The sequence below is a fragment of the Rhodococcus sp. C-2 genome (genome assembly GCF_027854095.1).
Lineage (GTDB): Bacteria > Actinomycetota > Actinomycetes > Mycobacteriales > Mycobacteriaceae > Rhodococcus_F > Rhodococcus_F qingshengii.
In genome coordinates this window covers 238,205-256,232 of record NZ_JAQGFI010000002.1, presented here as the reverse complement: position 1 = coordinate 256,232, position 18,028 = coordinate 238,205, and the positions used below count along the sequence as shown (strand labels likewise).

At 63.3% G+C, this 18,028-nt stretch carries 16 protein-coding genes; 8 read left to right on the top strand and 8 right to left on the bottom strand.

From position 1 onward, the window contains the following. Positions 1-6: 6 nt before the first annotated feature. Positions 7-984 (bottom strand): Zn-ribbon domain-containing OB-fold protein, encoded by a 978-nt coding sequence (locus tag PCS43_RS04945; protein ID WP_019746979.1) that lies wholly within the window; start codon positions 982-984, stop codon positions 7-9. 73 nt (positions 985-1,057) lie between these two features. Here PCS43_RS04945 and PCS43_RS04940 point away from each other — a divergent pair, with 73 nt between their 5' ends. Continuing rightward, the gene (locus PCS43_RS04940) at positions 1,058-2,095 is read left to right on the top strand and encodes an LLM class F420-dependent oxidoreductase (protein ID WP_019746980.1); all 1,038 of its coding nucleotides are present in this window, start codon (positions 1,058-1,060) and stop codon (positions 2,093-2,095) included. 173 nt (positions 2,096-2,268) lie between these two features. After that, positions 2,269-3,243 (top strand): hypothetical protein, encoded by a 975-nt coding sequence (locus tag PCS43_RS04935; RefSeq protein ID WP_042920440.1) that lies wholly within the window; start codon positions 2,269-2,271, stop codon positions 3,241-3,243. Positions 3,244-3,381: 138 nt separating this feature from the next. Here the strand turns inward: PCS43_RS04935 and PCS43_RS04930 are convergent, their stop codons facing one another. Beyond that, complete coding sequence (locus PCS43_RS04930; protein ID WP_007734275.1) at positions 3,382-4,206, bottom strand: crotonase/enoyl-CoA hydratase family protein; 825 nt, start codon at positions 4,204-4,206, stop codon at positions 3,382-3,384. A gap of 79 nt (positions 4,207-4,285) precedes the next feature. Here PCS43_RS04930 and PCS43_RS04925 point away from each other — a divergent pair, with 79 nt between their 5' ends. Together PCS43_RS04925 and PCS43_RS04920 are read left to right on the top strand one after the other, a co-directional pair. Next, a complete protein-coding gene (locus PCS43_RS04925) occupies positions 4,286-5,959 on the top strand; it encodes an acyl-CoA synthetase (RefSeq protein ID WP_039973409.1) in 1,674 nt (557 codons plus the stop codon). Next, positions 5,959-7,074: an NAD(P)H-dependent flavin oxidoreductase gene (locus PCS43_RS04920; protein ID WP_003945863.1), complete on the top strand. Its 1,116-nt coding sequence runs from the start codon at positions 5,959-5,961 to the stop codon at positions 7,072-7,074. Before PCS43_RS04925 ends, PCS43_RS04920 begins: the two co-directional genes overlap by 1 nt. 55 nt (positions 7,075-7,129) lie before the next feature. Here the strand turns inward: PCS43_RS04920 and PCS43_RS04915 are convergent, their stop codons facing one another. From PCS43_RS04915 to PCS43_RS04890, 6 genes are all read right to left on the bottom strand, one after another. Beyond that, positions 7,130-7,285 (bottom strand): hypothetical protein, encoded by a 156-nt coding sequence (locus tag PCS43_RS04915; protein ID WP_003945810.1) that lies wholly within the window; start codon positions 7,283-7,285, stop codon positions 7,130-7,132. 67 nt (positions 7,286-7,352) lie between these two features. Further along, complete coding sequence (locus PCS43_RS04910; RefSeq protein ID WP_050655749.1) at positions 7,353-8,090, bottom strand: FadR/GntR family transcriptional regulator; 738 nt, start codon at positions 8,088-8,090, stop codon at positions 7,353-7,355. A 60-nt stretch (positions 8,091-8,150) separates the two neighbouring features. Further along, complete coding sequence (locus PCS43_RS04905) at positions 8,151-8,969, bottom strand: ABC transporter ATP-binding protein (RefSeq protein WP_003945888.1); 819 nt, start codon at positions 8,967-8,969, stop codon at positions 8,151-8,153. Continuing rightward, positions 8,966-11,044, bottom strand: a complete 2,079-nt coding sequence (locus PCS43_RS04900) for a dipeptide/oligopeptide/nickel ABC transporter permease/ATP-binding protein (protein ID WP_245362021.1) — start codon at positions 11,042-11,044, stop codon at positions 8,966-8,968. Before PCS43_RS04900 ends, PCS43_RS04905 begins: the two co-directional genes overlap by 4 nt. Then, entirely contained in the window at positions 11,044-12,003 is a 960-nt protein-coding gene (locus PCS43_RS04895) for an ABC transporter permease (protein ID WP_003945671.1), read from the bottom strand. Before PCS43_RS04895 ends, PCS43_RS04900 begins: the two co-directional genes overlap by 1 nt. Positions 12,004-12,046: 43 nt before the next feature. Continuing rightward, positions 12,047-13,672, bottom strand: coding sequence for an ABC transporter substrate-binding protein (locus PCS43_RS04890; protein ID WP_003945716.1), 1,626 nt, complete (start codon positions 13,670-13,672; stop codon positions 12,047-12,049). 274 nt (positions 13,673-13,946) lie between these two features. Here PCS43_RS04890 and PCS43_RS04885 point away from each other — a divergent pair, with 274 nt between their 5' ends. Genes PCS43_RS04885 through PCS43_RS04870 form a run of 4 tightly spaced genes read left to right on the top strand, consistent with a single transcriptional unit; the run spans position 13,947 to position 18,028 of the window. Beyond that, complete coding sequence (locus tag PCS43_RS04885) at positions 13,947-15,005, top strand: Gfo/Idh/MocA family protein (RefSeq protein WP_209911400.1); 1,059 nt, start codon at positions 13,947-13,949, stop codon at positions 15,003-15,005. Then, positions 15,002-15,997, top strand: a complete 996-nt coding sequence (locus PCS43_RS04880; RefSeq protein ID WP_209911403.1) for a Gfo/Idh/MocA family protein — start codon at positions 15,002-15,004, stop codon at positions 15,995-15,997. Before PCS43_RS04885 ends, PCS43_RS04880 begins: the two co-directional genes overlap by 4 nt. Further along, positions 15,994-17,052, top strand: a complete 1,059-nt coding sequence (locus PCS43_RS04875) for a Gfo/Idh/MocA family protein (RefSeq protein WP_042920434.1) — start codon at positions 15,994-15,996, stop codon at positions 17,050-17,052. The genes PCS43_RS04880 and PCS43_RS04875 overlap by 4 nt, the downstream gene beginning before the upstream one ends. Positions 17,053-17,098: 46 nt before the next feature. Further along, positions 17,099-18,028, top strand: a complete 930-nt coding sequence (locus PCS43_RS04870; protein ID WP_007734313.1) for a dihydrodipicolinate synthase family protein — start codon at positions 17,099-17,101, stop codon at positions 18,026-18,028.

The following is an 18,028-nucleotide window of genomic DNA, read 5'->3' as shown; positions in this document are numbered from 1 at the left end:
GGAGCCTCACAGGTGGTGTTGGAAGGTGGAGTACTCGGCGTCGGGTTCACCTGTCGGCCGGAAGTATTCGATGTTCTCGAGGGTGTAACCCCACTCTTCGCGAGGCTTCCACTTGGCTTCGACGCGCATGCCCATCCGTACGTCCGCGGCATCACATTCGAGAATCAAGTGCAGGAACGGAATGTCAGCCCCGTCGAGAAGCACGTAGGCGGCCACGTAGGGCGGTTTGATTCGCTGCCCGAGGAACGGGACGTTGACGATGCAGAAGGTGGTGACAATTCCCTTGTCCGGCAGTTCGATCTGCTCGCTCGTCGGCTTCCCGTTGGTGGGATTCGCGCCGCGCGGTGGGATGTAGATCTTGTCTTCGGGTCCGCTGCGACCACCGATGAGCTTGCCTTCTGCGAGACCGCGGAGGTAGAAACTCTCCTCGGCCGAAGCGGAATGCATGAAGTGCAGATCGACAGGCGTCGTGATCATGGTGACAGGATCGGCGCTGGAATCGACTGTCGCGATTCCATTTTCGCTCTCACCTGGTTCGAAGCACTCGATGTCCTTGATCTGCCCGATCCGCTCCGACGCCCAGCGAGCACGAACCCGCAGGCCGGTGCTGATGTCGTCGGGGGAGTCGACGTCGACCGCGTGGAGCATGGACGTGTCCGCGCCGTCGAGCTTGATCAGGGCCCACGCGAAAGGCTTCGTCAGGGGTTGACCCTCGATGGGTTCGGGCATCCACGTCCAACTCACGACCGTTCCGCCGTCGGAGACTCCGACGAAGTCGGTCAGTGGCTCGGCCGTGTCCGGATCGAATTCCGGTGGCGGCACGAAGACACGACCGTTCGACCCGCGTGCGCCGATCACCTTGCGATCACGCAGGGCAGTCACGAACGCGCCGATGGTCGGTCCCGTCGATCTGGTGTAGTCGAAATGGAGATTCAATGGTGCGCTCAGGGGCTTGTCGGCCACCCCGCTCTTTCCGATGGTCACAAGATCGAGTAGAACAGGTTCTAGAGATTGTGGCAAGAGTCACTTCTGATCACCGGCAATGTGGAGGCCTGCGATGAAGCTTGGGTTGCAACTCGGATACTGGGGCGCACAGCCGCCGGCAAACGCCCCGGAACTGATCGAGGCCGCGGAAGGCGCCGGATTCGACGCGGTCTTCGCGGCGGAGTCGTGGGGCTCGGACGCTTTCACCCCGCTCGCCTGGTGGGGATCGCGCACCGAGAACGTCCGTCTCGGGACCTCCGTCGTACAGATTTCGGCGCGAACACCGACCAGCTGTGCCATGCACGCGCTCACTCTCGATCACCTCAACGGTGGGCGAACGATCCTCGGGCTCGGCGTATCCGGACCGCAGGTCGTCGAAGGTTGGTACGGCCAGCCGTTCGAGAAGCCGCTCGCGCGCACCCGCGAATACGTCTCGATCGTGCGCCAGGTCCTCGCCCGTGAAGCGCCCGTCACCAGTCCCGGTCCCCACTACCCTCTGCCGTATGCGGGACCGGGCAGTTCGGGACTTGGCAAGCCGCTCAAGCCCATTACGCACCCGCTGCGTGCGGACATCCCGATCTGGCTCGGCGCCGAAGGGCCGAAGAACGTCGCGCTCGCCGGTGAAATCGCCGACGGCTGGCTGGCGATCTACTACACCCCGCGCCTGGCCCCGATGTACAACAAGTGGCTCGACGAAGGCTTCGCTCGCGCCGGGGCCCGTCGTAGTCGCGAAGATTTCGAGGTGGCCGCCACGTGCCAGGTCATCGTGACTGACGATCGCGCCGCTGCCATCGCCGCTCTCAAGCCGATGACCGCCCTCTACGTCGGCGGAATGGGCGCCCCGGAGTTGAACTTTCACGCGCAGGTCTACAAGCGGATGGGCTACGAGAAGGAGGTCGACGAGATCGGTCGCCTCTTCATGTCGGGCCGCAAGGACGAAGCTGCTGCCGTCGTCCCCGACGAGATGGTCACCGAGACCATGATCATCGGCAACGTCGACGAGGTGCGCGCAGACGTGAAGCGTTGGGAGGAAGCCGGAGTCACGATGCTGCTGGTGACCTGCCGCGACGCCGACCATGTGCGAGAGCTCGCGGCCGCGGTGGGTGGTTGAGCGGGGCACCCCCCATTTTCGAGCGGTACCCCCCTTTTTCTTCGAGCGAACGGCACGTTCAGCGCATCTGAGGCGCTGAACGTACCTTTCGCTCGCCCAAAGTTATCCACAGGCGCACCGAAACCCCAGTTCGCCGCCGGGGCCCGCGCTGATGCTCGAGTCATGCTGCAACCATGCGGCGAGGAACGTGGGGCGATGATCTGGACGCGATTTACCGCGTCAGTCGAAGCGGAGTGATCCGAACGGCGGAGTTGGCGCGATTGGGCGTGTCCAACTCCGCAGTGCACACCCGGTGTCGGGTAGGTGGACCGTGGCAGCGCATATTGCCGGGGGTCATTCTGCTCAGAAACGGTCAACCGACGCCACGTCAACGCTCGATCGCTGCGCTCATGTTGAGCGGTGACGATTCCCTGCTGACGGGGCGATCAGCCATGTCGGAGTACGGATATCGAACGCACTCGGGGGATGTGCAGGTGCTCATCCCCATCGACCGTCGAGTTCAATCGGTTGGGTTCGTCACGGTGGAGCGCACTGTTCGACTGCCCGAGCCGGAGATTCGGAACGGTCTGCGCTGTGCTCCGCTGCCGCGAGCGTTACTCGACGCTGCGAGGCGGTACAAGGCGCTCGATCCCACACGGGCACTCATCGCTGAGGCTGTTCAGCGCGGCGATGTCTCGGTGCGCGAACTTGCGAAGGAACTCGAAGCCGGTAGCAGTCGGGGTTCCGCGCTACCTCGGGTCGTGTTGCGCGAAGTGAACGCGAACGTCCACTCGGTTCCGGAGGTTCACGCGCGAAAATTGTGGCAGCGGAGCGGGCTGCCGGAAATGTTGTTCAACCATGAGATCCGGGATGCCAACGGGGACTTCATCGCAGTTCCGGACGGATGGATCGATTCGGTTGCCTTCGCGTGGGACATCGACTCCTTGGAATGGCATGCCGCGCCGACGGACTACAAGCGCACGGTGGAGCGTCGGACGCGTATGCAGAATGCGGGAATCATCGTGTTGCCGACGGTGCCCAGTGCACTGCGAACGGACCCTGATCGCGTGATCGAGGACCTGCGTGCGCACTACAGATTGGCGCAGTCACGTCCCCGGCCGCAGGTGTTCGCGAGGTCGAGATGGGTGAAATTGGACGAAACCGGCTGAGCGAAAGTGCCTTTCGGCGCACTGAAGGCGCCGAAAGGTACGTTCGCTCGAAAAGGGGGTGGGTGGGACCGAGAGCGGACGGGAAAGGGGGCTCAGGCGGGGGGTCGGTCAGACGGGGGTGGCTCAGACAGGGGTGGGTCAGACACCCTTGAACTGGGGCGCCCGCTTCTCACCGAAAGCCCGCGGGCCCTCCTTGGCGTCGGCGCTCATGAACACCTTCATGCCCAGCTGTGCGTCGATCTGGAAGGCCTCTTCCTCGTGCATGCCCTCGGTGTCGCGGATGGTCTTGAGAATCGCCTGCACGGCGAGGGGGCCGTTGGCACTGATCAGGTCCGCGAGCTCCAGCGCCTTGTCGAGGGCCTGGCCGTCCGGGACCACGTGGCCGATGAGCCCGATCTCCTTGGCCTCCGGAGCCTTGATGTGACGACCTGTGAGCAGGATGTCCGCCGCGATCGTGTACGGAATCTGTCGCACCAGACGCACTGCGGAACCGCCGAGCGGGAAGAGCCCCCACTTGGCTTCGGAGACGCCGAACTTGGCGCTCTCACCCGCGACGCGGATGTCGGTGCCCTGCAGGATTTCGGTTCCGCCGGCGATAGCTGCACCCTCGACGGCGGCGATCAGTGGCTTGGTCAACCGACGGCCCTTGAGGAGGCCTTCGATCTTGGACATGTCGACGCCACCGCCCGCGAAGGAATCTCCCGGCGGCTTGGCGGACATGTTCTTGAGGTCGGCGCCGGCGCAGAAGTCGCCGCCCGCACCGGTGAGGATGGCGACACGGATTTCGGGGTCGTTGTCGACCTGATCCCAGGCGTCGACCATGATCGCCATCATCTCGCCGGTGATGGCGTTCTTACGCTCGGGGCGATTCATGGTCACGATGAGAACGTGGCCACGCTTCTCCACGAGGCAATGCGGCGCGGTTTCCGAAATGTCTGATTTTTCGGTCGTCGAAGTGGACACTGATGGCTCCTGGCGGGTCTGTGAGCTGGCTCTCAAATTGGGTCTTGCCAGAAACGGTAACACGTTCTACTTTGAACTCGTGGCCCTTAACATCGCAGACTTCGTAGAGCACGCAATCGACCTCGTTCCGGACCGCGTTGCGCTGGTCTCGGACAACCGCGAGATGACTTATGCACAGTTGGAGGACCGAGCAAACCGCCTCGGTCACTACCTGCGTGAACATGGCGTTCAGCCGGGTGACAAGGTCGGCATCTACTGCCGGAACGTCATCGAGGCGATCGAGGCCATGGTCGCGGTTTTCAAGATCCGGGCCGTGATGGTCAACATCAACTACCGGTACGTCGAGAACGAGTTGCAGTACATCTTCGACAACTCCGACATGGTTGCGCTCATTCACGAGCGCCGCTACTCGGACAAGGTCGCGAACGTCCTGCCGAACACTCCCAAGGTCAAGTCCGTCATCGTGGTCGAGGACGGCACCGATCTGGACTTCAGTGCTTTCGGCATCGGCTACGAGGACGCACTCGCGCAGAGTTCGGGTGAGCGTGATTTCGAAGAGCGCAGCAACGACGACATCTTCATGCTCTACACCGGCGGCACCACCGGAAGTCCCAAGGGCGTCATGTGGCGTCACGAGGACTGGTGGCGTGTTCTCGGCGGAGGCATCAACTTCGTCACCGGAGTTCCGGTCGAGGACGAGTACGAGATGGCGAAGGTCGGCGCAGCCAACCCGAGCATGATCCGCTACCCGATCCCTCCGATGATTCACGGCGGTTCGCAGTCGGCGGTATTCCACAGCCTCTTCGGCGGTGGAACCTGTTTGATGCACCCGGAATTCGACGCCCACGAGGTGTGGCAGAACATCGACAAGCACAAGGTCAACCTGATCTTCATCACGGGTGACGCGATGGGCCGTCCGATGCTCGACGCACTCATCGCCGGAAACCCGGAGACCGGTGAGCCGTACGATCTTTCGACGCTCTACGTGATGGCCAGCAGTGCTGCACTCTTCTCGCCGAGTATCCAGGAGCAGTTCCTCGAACTGTTGCCCAACCGCCTGCTGACCGACTCCATCGGAGCATCCGAGACCGGCTTCGGCGGACTGGCCGTGCTGAGCAAGGGTCAGAAGCACACTGGCGGTCCGACGGTCAAGATCGACGCCTCCACAACGGTTCTCGACGACGACGGCAACGAGGTCGAACCCGGATCGGGCAAGCGCGGCATGCTCGCTCGCAAGGGCAACATCCCGCTCGGCTACTACAAGGACGAGGTCAAGACGGCCGAAACCTTCCGCACCATCAACGGCGTTCGCTACTCGATCCCCGGCGACTATGCGCAGGTCGAAGCCGACGGCACGGTCACGATGCTCGGCCGCGGTTCGGTGTCGATCAACAGCGGCGGCGAGAAGGTGTACCCGGAAGAGGTCGAGGGCGCTTTGAAGGCGCACCCGGACATCTTCGACGTCCTGGTGGTCGGTATCCCCGACGAGCGCTTCGGTCAGCGCGTTGCCGCAGTGGTCCAGGTACGCGAAGGCACGTCGCCGACGCTGCACGACATCGCCACCGCAGCACGCAAAGAGATTGCCGGATACAAGGTTCCGCGCAGCGTGTGGTTCGTGGACCAGATCAAGCGCAACCCGGCAGGCAAGCCCGACTACCGCTGGGCGAAGGCCGAAACGGAATCGCGCGAGGCCGATGATCACAACGGAAACGGCGCTCCTGTGGCGTCCGCAAACGAAAGCGTGGAAGCCTGATGCGTTCGGATCTCGCCGACAAGTTCGGCATCGAATACCCGATTTTCGGATTCACTCCTTCCGAGCACGTCGCGGCCGCGATCAGCCGCGCGGGAGGTCTGGGCGTGCTCGGTTGCGTCCGGTTCAACGACCCGGAAGAGCTCGAAGCCGCACTGACGTGGATGGACGAGAACACCGACGGTAAGCCGTACGGCGTCGACATCGTCATGCCGGCCAAGGTGCCGACCGAGGGCGGCGCCGTCGATCTCGACAAGCTGATTCCGGAGGAGCACCGCGCCTTCGTCAACCGCACGCTCGACGAGCTCGGTGTGCCGCCGCTTTCCGACGACGTGGAGCATGCGACCGGCGTACTGGGATGGCTTCACTCGGTGGCGCGGTCACACGTCGATGTTGCTCTGGGACACCGGATTGCGTTGATTGCGAATGCACTGGGATCACCGCCGAAGGACGTCATCGATCAGGCACACGAGAAGGGCGTACCGGTAGCAGCGCTGGCCGGCGCCGTCGAGCATGCACGTCGTCACGTCGAGAACGGTGTCGACATCGTGATCGCGCAGGGCTACGAGGCCGGCGGTCACACCGGCGAAATCGCATCGATGGTTCTCGTTCCGGAAATCGTTGATGCACTGGGTGATTCAGCTGCCGTACTGGCTGCCGGCGGTATAGGCAGCGGCCGTCAGGTGGCTGCCGCACTTGCACTCGGTGCGTCCGGAGTGTGGATGGGCTCGTACTGGCTCACCACGTCCGAATACAAACTCGGCAGTGCATCGGGCGAGGGCCCGTCCGCTATTCAGCGTGCACTGTTGGGCGCGACGTCGGCCGACACCGTTCGTTCGCGCATCTACTCGGGTAAGCCCGCTCGGTTGCTCAAGACCAAGTGGACGGAAGCCTGGTCGAACCCGGGAGCACCGGCGCCATTGCCGATGCCGCTGCAGAACCTTCTGGTCAGCGACGCTCATCAGAGAATCGCTGCATCGGAGAACCCGGAAGTTGTGGCAATGCCCGTCGGTCAGATCGTGGGACGGATGAACGAGATCCGCCCGGTCGCCGAGGTCATGGCAGAGCTGGTGTCCGGGTTCGAAGACGCGCGAACCCGACTGGATTCGATGAAGTAGTAGATGACACGTGCGTGTGCCCTCGGCCGAGTTTCGGCCGAGGGCACACGTCGTTTCAGCCGGCGAGGTCGTCCGGTCCGACGGTGTCCGACAACCATTCTCCGCGACTGAGGGCGCCGTCGTCGCGGCGGCGTGCGATCACGAAAATGACCAGGGCGGCAGCGAGGACAACTGCGAGAACGCGCGAAGGCGTCAGGTTCGGGTTCTTCATACCTGTAATTTTGCCGGAAGAACGGGCGCGATGGTGAGCCAGCGGAGCAAAATCACGTGTTTCGAAATTACTGCGCTTCGGACGCATGGAGACTCGCGATCCGCTCGCGCAGGCCACCGAAGTGCACATCGAGAGTGTGCGCCGCCTCGACTGCATCACCCGTACGGATCGCGTCGAGAATCGCACGGTGCTTCGACGCGATGTCGATCAGTGGCGTATCCGAATGCCCGATGGCCTGCTGTATCTCGCTGTACACCTGCCAGAAGACGTCCATCAACTGACCGAGGACCTGGTTGTCGAGAGGGGAGTACAGGCGGGAGTGGAAGGTCGCATCGATGTCGGAGAAGTTCTTCCCGGCAGCGGCACGGACCTCCATGCCGGTGACGAGTTCGTCGAGGTCGGCGTGGTCGGCCGACGTCATCTCGGCCATCGCCGCACCGATCAGTCCGGTCTCGAGTGCCTGACGAATGTCGACCAGTTCCATCGCCTCGTGCCCGGTGCCCTGCAAGGACAACCGGCCACGGAAGGTCAGGCCGTCGGCGAGAGCGTCGAAGTTGCTAGGGGCGACGAACATTCCGAAGCCGTGACGGATCTCGACGACGCCCAAGGCCTGCAGAACCTTGAGCGCCTCCCGGAGCGTGTTTCGGCCGATACCCAATTCCTCGGACAGTTCGGCCTCGGTGGGCATCGGGTCGCCGGGGGAGAGCCTGCGTTCGAGGATCAAGTTCATGATGTCCGTCTGAAGTGCGCGCATGCGGTTTTGCGCGCTGAAACGAGCGCCCTGTGTGCCACTCCGGACAGACATCGATTCCCCTTTTCTGATACGAACGTCCTTCATCCTATGTCCGGTCATCCGCTCCATTGGTCAACCCACGTCAACGGTGCGTTGCAGGAGGCTGGGCGCCGCACCCAGCAGTTTGGCCGTGTACGCATCGGACGGGCTGTCGAATACTTCCTGGGCCGTTCCCTGCTCGACGATCCGCCCGGCGTTCATGACGACGATGGTGTCGGAGACGTACCGCACCGTCTGTATGTCGTGCGAGATGAACACCATGCCGAGCCCCAACCGAGCCTTGATGTCGCTGAGCAGATTCAGGATCTGCGCTCGCACCGAGACGTCGAGTGCCGACGTCGGCTCGTCGGCCACGATGACGTCAGGTTCGAGCGCGAGTGCACGCGCGATCGCGACACGTTGCCGCTGACCGCCGGAGATCTGGCTCGGGATGACTTCGAGCGCAGATTGGGGGAGTCCGACCAAACCGACCAACTCGCGAACTCGGGCGGTTCGGCTCGCGCGGTTGCCGATGCCGTGGACGTCGAGTGGATCGGTGAGGATGTCGGCCACCGTCATTCGGGGATTGAGCGCGGTAGCCGGATCCTGGAAGACGATCGAAATCGCCCGGCCGAACTCCTTGCGCACGCCGGCCGACCGGGTCAGAGCGCTTCGGCCGCGAAAGACCACGTCGCCCGACGTCGGTTTCTGCAGTCCGACCATGACTTTGGCCAGAGTGGACTTGCCACAACCCGACTCGCCCACGATGCCGATCGTCGTCCCTCGTCGTACGTCGATACTGACATCGTTGACCGCGTGAACCGTGCCCGGTTTGAACAGTGATCCCGAACGGGTCTTGTGGACGACGTGAATGTTCTTCAGTTCCAGGATGGGTGCTTCAGCTGTAGTCATCGCACGCTCTCCAATTCCGATTCTGTACGTACGGGAGTCGCGGACTGGTCGGCGAACCAATGCTCGGTCCCGTCGACCCGGACCATCTCCGGCTTTCGCAGGGGGTCGGAGTCCGGGCGAGTGGAACGCTCGGCGAAACGGTCACCCGGCGCGAAGTTTCCGGGCGAGGGAACAGTTCCCTGAATCTGATGCAGTCGCGGCGCTTCGTCCTCGATCGAGAGAACGGCACCGAGAAGGCCCTGGGTGTATTCGTGGCGGGGATCGACGAGCAGATCACTCGTGGGCGCCGATTCGACGACCTGACCGGCGTACATCACCGTGATCTTGTGGGCCAGGGAGGCAACCAGCGCCAGGTCGTGGCTGACGAAGACCATTGCAAACCCCAGCTTTTCCCGAAGATCGTTGAGCAAGTCCACGACCTGGGCCTGGACGGTGACGTCGAGGGCGGTGGTGGGCTCGTCCGCGACTATCAACCGCGGACTGCGGGTGAGCGACATGGCGATCAGAACGCGCTGACGCTGACCACCGGAAAGCTCGTGTGGGTAGCTGGAGAGAGTGCGCACCGGATCGAGTCCGACGAGTTCGAGCAGTTCCTTGGCTGTGCGGGTACCGCCGCGCTTGGTGAGCTGCTTGAACTGCGCGCGGATCAGCATCGCCGGATTCAGTGAACTCAGCGCGTCCTGGTAGATCATGGCCATGTCGTGCCCGCGCAGCTTGTTTCGCTCTCGGTTGTTCAGCTCGAGGACGTTGACTCCGTCGAACAGGATCTCGCCGGTCACCACTGCCGTCTTGGGTAGCAGACCCATGATCGCCAGCGACGTGAGCGATTTTCCGCAACCGGACTCGCCGACGAGTGCCATCGTCTCGTTCGGGCGGACGGTGAAGCTCACGTTGTCGACAATCGCCGTGTCTCCGTAGCGTTCCGGGAACCGGATCGTGAGATTGCGGACCTCGAGGAGTGGCGTGGCATCGCCCTCGTACACAAGACGATCGGAGCGGGACCGCTCGGTTTCCGCCAGGATCTTCAGGTGCGTTTCGAGAGGAGTCGGCTCGGCGGCCGGCTCGAGAACATCTTTCACGACGCTCGGATCGGCGAAGTCGTCGATCAACTCCGGAGTGTCGGTGACCGATGCGGCTTCGTCCTCCAGAATGAGCTCGTTGGAGGTCTCCTCCGCTGCAGCGGTCTGCGCTGCTTGGAGCGCGGAGGGCGTCTTCTTGGTCTTCTTCAGACTCGGATCGGCCATCGCGTCCGTCAGGCCCTCGGCGAGCACGTTGAGGGAGAGCACCGTCAGCAGAATGAGCAGGCCGGGGAACACCGTTGCCCACCAACCACCGAGGAGGACCATGTTCTTGCCGTCCGCGATCACCGATCCCCACGACGGGTCCGGGGGACGCACACCGGCGCCGATGAACGACAGGCTGGCTTCCAGCACGATGGCGTCGGCGACCATGACAGTGCAGAAGACGAGAACGGGCGCAGCACAGTTGGCTACGACGTGCTTGACGACGATGTGTGAAGTTCTTGCGCCGATGACCTTTTCGGCCGCGACGTAGTCCTCACCGTACTGAGCGAGAACGTTCGCGCGAATGACGCGAGCCACCATCGGTGTGTAGAGGAACGCGATAGTGACGATCAGAACCGGGATCGAACCACCGAAGGCCGCGACGAGTACGGCAGCGAGCGCAATGCCCGGGAACGCCATGACCACGTCGAGCACTCGCATGATGGTCTCGTCGACGCCTTTTCGGCTCGTTGCGGCCACCGATCCGATGAGAGCGCCGGCGCACAGTGCGAGGAAGGTGGAACCGAGACCGATGGTCAGCGACCAGCGTCCGCCGTAGAGCAAGCGGCTGAACAGATCTCGGCCGAGGCTGTCCTGACCGAACCAGTGGTCGGCGCTGGGGCCCGCGGTACCTACCGCCTGTTCGAGTGGGGTGTACTGCGTGATCAGCGGCGCGAAGAGGCAGGCGAGCACGATGATCGCGAGAACCGCCATCGACAGCCAGGCCGAGAGGGGGAAGCGAGAAAAGGTGATGCCGGGTCGCGAAAGCTTCTCGGTGAGTTTTCTTCTCATCATGCTGCGCTCCGAAGTCGTGGATTGACGAGCAGGTAGAGGATGTCGACGGCGAGGTTGACGACGACGAAGCCGACCGCGATGACGATGACAACTCCCTGAACGACTGCGGGGTCACCGTTGGTGACGCCGTTGATCATGAGCTGACCCATGCCGGGCAGGCCGAAGATCTGCTCGATGACCACAGCGCCACCGAGGAGGTAACCGACACGGAGGCCCAGGACGGTGAGCGGGTTGATCAGCGCGTTACGCAACACATTCCGTCCGATCACCACGTGATAGGGCAGGCCGCTGCCGATCGCGGTCCGGACGTAGTCCTTGTCCAACTCCTCGACCATCGACGTGCGGATGATGCGCGTGAGTTGTGCTGCGACGGGCAGTGACAGGGACAGCGCCGGGAGCGCCATGTACCAGAGCCAGTCGCTGACGGAGTCGCTCGGATTGACGTAGCCACCGGTGGGGAACCATCCGAGTTGAACAGCCAGATACTGAATCATCAGCAGTGCCAACCAGAATGACGGTGCCGCCACACCACCGAGGGAGATCACTCGGATGACCTGATCCGGCCAACGATCGCGGAACAGTGCGCTGGTGACGCCGAAGATCAGCGAGAGCACGATGGCGATCACCAGTCCGAGAACCGTGAGCTGAATGGTCAGTGGCAGAGCGGTGGAGATCGAATCCAACACCGGGGTACCGGAAATCAGACTGTCACCCATGTTGCCGCTGACCAGATCGGTCACGAAGTGAACGTATTGCAGCGGAAGCGGATCGAGCAGTCCGTTCTCTTCCTTGAACTGCTGCAGCTGTTCCGCAGTCGGGTTGCCACCGTTGAACGCCGCGGTTGCGGGATCGGTGGGCGCGAACTGCATCACGATGAAGACGAACGCGATGATGCCGAGGATCAGGGGGATCAGTATCAGTAATCGCCTGATCAGCATGGGGAGGACTCTTGCCATCGGGGGATCTCTCAGTTGTGGGAAACGGCCGAGCGGGCGGGTATCAGGCCGGCTTCGCCTGAAGCAGGTTGACGCCGGGGTACGGCAGCGGAGTGACGTCGGCGATCTTCTTCGGATCCCACGCAGTCAGGAGTTCCTGATGGAGAACCGGGTAGTAGACAGCATTTTCGGCGATCTGGTTCAGGTACGACTGCACGAGGGTGCTGCGCTTTGCCGGGTCGGTCTCGCGGGTGGCTTCGTCCATGGTGGCGTAGATCTTCTGCGCTTCGGGGGTGTCGTCCCACTTGGCGTAGGTCTTCGTCCACAAGCCGCCCTTGCTGTACGTGTAGCGGACGAGAAGGTCGACGTCGCTGCCGAATGCCTGCGGGTTGGACGTACCGGCGGCGATCTGGAACTTCTGGCCGCTGTTGAGCTTGCTCACCATGGCGCTGGTGTCCTGCGGTTCGAGCGTCGTGTTGAATCCGACTGCGTCCCAAGACTCTTTGATGGTCGGCAAGCAGTCGGCCAGCCAGCTGACGTTGGTGGAGAGCAGTGTCAGGTCGAGGCCACTGACGCCGGCGGCAGCGAGGAGTGAGCGGGCCTTGTCCGGATCGTACGAGTAGACGGTGGACGCTCGCGCGTAGTCGGGGTTGCGCTCGTACAGGTAGCTCGTGGCCGGTGCTGCCTTGCCGCCGAGGGCGATCTCGATCATCTTCGGGGTGTTGATCGCGTAGAACATCGCCTGGCGAACACGAACGTCGTCGAACGGTGCCTGAGTGGTGTCGAAGAGCAGGTACATGAGGTTCATGCCCGGGTTGCCCTCGACGGTGCGCCCACCGGAGGTCAGAGTGGGGACGTTGGCGACGGGGATGTTGTCGGCGAGTTGTGCACCGGCATTGTTGCCCGAGACGCGCGCGATGCGTGAGGAGGTGTCGACGATGGAGAGCCAGTTCATGGTCGCGAAGTTGGCCGGACGCGGCCCGTTGTACGCCTCGAAGGCCTCGAAAGCTGTGTTGCTCTTGGGGGTGTGGCTCTTGAGCTTGTACGGACCGGAACCGACGACCAGCGCTCCGGACTTGGCCTCGTCCCAGTGGCCGTCGAAGACGTGCTTGGGCATGATCTTGGCGATCGAGAGACGCTGTGCGGCAGCGCTGAACGGGTAGTTGAAGTTCAGGGTCACCGTTTGGTCGTCGACCTTGGTGACGGACTGCAGCCAGGAGGAGAAGAAGGAGCGGATCAGTACGTTCTGCTGTGGATCGAGGATGCGATCGAAGGTGAAGACGACGTCGTCCGAGGTGACCGGAGTGCCGTCGTGCCAGGTTGCTCCCTCGCGGATTTTCATGGTCCAGCTCGAGGCGGTGGCGTCGGTCGGGACGGCCTGTGCGAGCGCCGCATACGTCTCACCGGTGCCTGGATCGTTTTCGAGCAGTCCCTCGTAGACGTGGTTGACCGCTGCCATGAGGAAACCGGATGCAGTCTGCATCGGGTCGAAGCTCTGGTCGTTGCCGTATCCGATGGCGGTGGTCAGATCGCCGGTGCTCGCGGAACCGCCGACAACCGAGGTCGACGACGGCCCGCCGCCACAGGCCGCGAGAGTCGCGGTGATACCTGCTGCAGCTCCCAGTAGCCCGGTGTACCGGAACAGGTCTCGGCGGGTGAACGCGGAGCTCAGCGGTCGTTCGTTCTTCAAGGCGGCCTCCAAGGCGGGGAGCGGGACATCAAGGGAGTGGATAGGGGATGTCCTATGTTCGACGTCCGATGTTGCGTAACTTACATTGTGGATCAGAAAGCGTCTAGAGAATCTTCGGAACTGGCGGCGCCGAACCTCGACGTTTCGCCGGATTCGAGCCAAAAATAGTGCGTTCACCTGCATAGATGAAGACTGTGTTACCGGCGTCGAATTGACGAGCGATGACGCTGGCCGTATAACATAGGACATCCCTCATCCAATCTTTGGAGACTTCATGACCCGATACAAAGTCGGTGTGGTCGGTTGCGGATTCTTCGGTAGTTCCCTCGCTCGCGAGCTGGCTGCCCATCCACGTTTCGAACTGACGATGCTGTGCGACCGTGACTTCGAGCGGGCCAAGGACGTCGCCGCAGAGTTCTCGGCAACCCCGACAGACGATCACGACGCGGTGGCCGCTCACCCGGAGTTGGCCCTCGTTGTCGTCGCGACGCCCAATCACGCGCACGCCGAACCTGCCATCGCGGCGCTCGAACACGGCAAGGCAGTTTTTGTCGAGAAGCCACTCGCCGTCGAACTGGTCGATGCGCAGAACATGATCGCGAGCGCCGACGCGAGCGGTTCGCCGTTGATGGTCGGGCACATCATGCGGATGATGCCGGGTGTACGACGTCTGGCGGACCTGCTGGCGTCGGGGGAGCTCGGCGAGGTCGCTGCGATCGAAACGTCTCGCTCACGCTGGATCGACACCGACGGCGCAGATCCACAGTGGTGGAAGCTCGACAAGAGCCGAACGGGTGGAGAACTGACTCACGAGATTCACGAACTGGACCTGATGTGCTGGCTCGGCGGCGAGGTGACTGCCGTGTCGAGCATCGCCACCGCGGACGACGGCTTCCGCAATACAGTGGTGTCGTTCGCCGGCGGCGCGATCGGCAGACACACCATTTCGACGCGGTCACACACTTCGTCGTGGCAGCTGACCGTCGATGCCACCGAAGGTTCGGTCCACGCGGACTTCCACACCGGCCGGGTCAGCCGACTGCGCGGGGGACAGGTCGTAGAGTCGTGGCCGATCTTCGACGTCGACACCGAGAACCAATCGTTGATCGACGCTGCGAGCAGGACGCAGAAGTACAACTCGGGCAACGGAGGATCCTCGCTGTGGATGCAGGCTGCGATTCGTCACGAAATCGACGAGATGGCAGCAGTTCTCGACGGCAAGGCTGATCCCGACTCGCCGTTGACGTACGCACGTGAACGCGCACTCGTCGTCGCCGAACAGGTGCGACTCGGTGGCGGCGAACCGGCAGCGCTCTCGGGAAGTGCCAAGTGACGGTGCGTGTAGCCGTCATCGGTAGTGGCGGAATCGCGCGGGACCACGTCAGCGCCTTGGCGCGCATCCCGTCGGTCGAAGTCGCCTACGTATTCGGCAGTGACTTGGACCGGGCCGCATCGGTTGCGGCGTTGGCGCCGGGCGCGAAGGCCAGTACCGATCTGGCGAAGATTCTCGCCGACCCGAGCGTGCAGGCGGTCAACGTCGTCGGGGCCACTCCCGACCACGCACCCGTGACGATAGCCGCGGGCCGCGCGGGAAAGCATGTGCACGTGGAGAAGCCGGCCGCGCTGACAGTCGCGGACTTCGACGCCATGGTCGAGGCCACCGAAGGTAACGGCACCTCACTGATGGTCGGACAGACCGTACGATTCCAGCCGTCGATCACCTCGATCGGAAACTCGGTTGCACAAGGTGCCATCGGCGACCCCCGGTTGATCCATCTCAGTTGGTACACCGGCCATGTCTGGCCAGGGGGCTGGCGAGGCTGGCAACACGACAAGGAACGTTCGGGTGGTCACCCCGTTCACAACGGAACCCACGCACTCGATCTGGTGACGTGGCTGATCGGTCGTCGTCCGACCCGTGTGTTCGCTCGTAGTTTCCCCACCTTCGCGGCGGGGATGCCCGTGCACGACAGCTTCCATCTGACCGTTCGCTTCGAGGACGGATCGCTGGCTCTCATCGAATTGGCCTACGCGCTACCACAATCGGGAAAGATGGTACGCCGGATCGTGGTGTCGGGGACTTCCGGCACGCTCGCGCACGACACCGGCGACGACCCGGGACTGGTGACGGACACGACCAACGCGCCGCCGTCGTCGATCGAGGACGCGATGTCGCATCAGATGCGCCACTGGATCGCCACTCTCGACGGTTCAGCGACCCCGATAGTCGAGAACTGGCAGGTGCGTGCAGCTCTCGCTACGGCCATCGCTGCACAGCAATCACTCGACACCGGCCGCGCGATCTCGATCGGAGAACACCAATGACCGGCACCGCTTCGATCCGCGTCGGATTTGTCAGCGGCGTAAGGCATGCCGGCTCCTATGCAGACCTGTTGCGTTCCGATCCTCGAGTGAGCCTGGTCGGGGCCTCCGACGAATCCTCGGTCCCCGATTGGATTCGTGAGGACGGAATCGCGATGGCAAAGGCCGCAGACATCGAGTGGATCGACGAACTCGGCGAGCTGCTCGACCCCGAACGGATAGACCTGGCGATCATCTGCAGTGAGCCGACCAGGCATGCACGGCTTGCGATTTCCGCACTGAACGCGGGACTCGACGTCCTGGTGGACAAGCCGGTGGGTATCGACGAGTCGGAGGCCGCGGCGGTCGAGGAAGCGGCACGGTCGAACGGGCGAATCTGTACGGTGGTGAACCGCACTCATTCACCTGCGCTCCGGCGACTGCGCCGCTGGATCGACGCCGGAAATCTCGGACTGCCGCGCCACGTCGACATCGAGTTCCTCGCAAGCGGAACACATTTCGCGACGTCCGTCGAGCGTCCCGAACTGGTGGTGGATCCCGCGCTTTCCGGCGGGGGAGAAGTAGTGAACTTCGCCGGTTACGCCGCCGACTACCTCAGATACCTCACCGGCCTGGACGTCACCGAGGTGTACGCCGAGACGAGCACACTGTACGGCGGGGCCCACCAGCAGTTCGGCGTCGAAGACACGGCGTTGATCTCGCTCGCCCTGGAAAACGGAGTCACCGCGACGGTGACCGTCGGAAGAATCCCCGCAGCACCGGGTTTCGGCGCGAATACCGCGACGGTTCGGGTCCTCGGATCCCACGGATACGCGAGTTCCGACGACGACAAACCCGCGGTGACCCACTTCGCGGCCTCGGGAGACGTGACCGCACTACCCATCGGCGGCTTCGGTTCGGACAACGCGGTGTCGAGCTTTCTCTCTCACGTGCTCGATCGACTTCCCACACGGACCGAACCCGACTACACCGTGGCAGACGCCCGCGCGTCGATGCGCGTGATCGATGCTGCCTATCTGTCCGCCTCGAGCGGTCAGCCGGTCTCCGTTTCTCCCTGACAGCCGCACCCACAACTCAATCCGACAACCAACATATGGAGACCCCATGAGCACGGAAACCACCACCTTCAGCGGAATCGTCCCGCCGATCGTCACACCCCTGACGCTCGAGGGCGAGGTCGACACCACGTCGCTCGAACGCCTGCTCTCACTGCAGATCGAAGCCGGAGTCGACGGCTTGTTCGTCCTCGGTTCCTCGGGTGAGGTCGGTTACCTCACCGACGCTCAGCGCGCCCAGGTGGTGCAGACGGCCATCGGTCACGTCGGCGGCCAGGTACCGGTCCTCGTCGGAGTGAACGACATGACCACCAACCGGGTCATCGCCGTTGCCGAGCAGGCGCGTGAAGCGGGCGCGGATGCCATCGTCGCGACGGCGCCGTTCTACGCGATCACCGATGCAGCCGAGACGGCAACGCATTTCCGCTCCATCCACGCCGCAGTGGATCTTCCGTTGTTCGCCTACGACGTCCCGGTTCGTGTCCACAGCAAGCTCAGCCCGGCAATGCTGGTCGAGCTCGGTCGCGAGGGAGTCATCGCCGGCGTGAAGGATTCGAGCGGCGACGACGTCAGTTTCCGTATGTTGCTCCGTCAGTCGGCCGGGCTCGAAAACTTCGCCGTCTTCACCGGGCACGAGGTAGTCGTCGACGGATGCCTGCTGATGGGTGCTTCGGGCGCAGTGCCCGGCCTGGCCAACGTGGACCCGCACGGCTACGTACGACTGTGGCGCGCTGCGCAGGCAGGAGACTGGGCCGCAGCGAAGGCCGAGCAGGATCGACTCACCGATCTGTTCTCCATCGTCGAGGCGCCGACACCGGGTCGCGTCAGTGCCGGTGCCGCGGGTCTGGGCGCGTTCAAGACGGCTCTGGCCCTGCGCGGCGTCATCACCGGCAACACGATGTGCGCGCCGATGCTCTCGCTCGACGAGTCCGAGACCGCAACGATCAAGGTCGTTCTGGAACAGGCCGGGCTCCTCTGA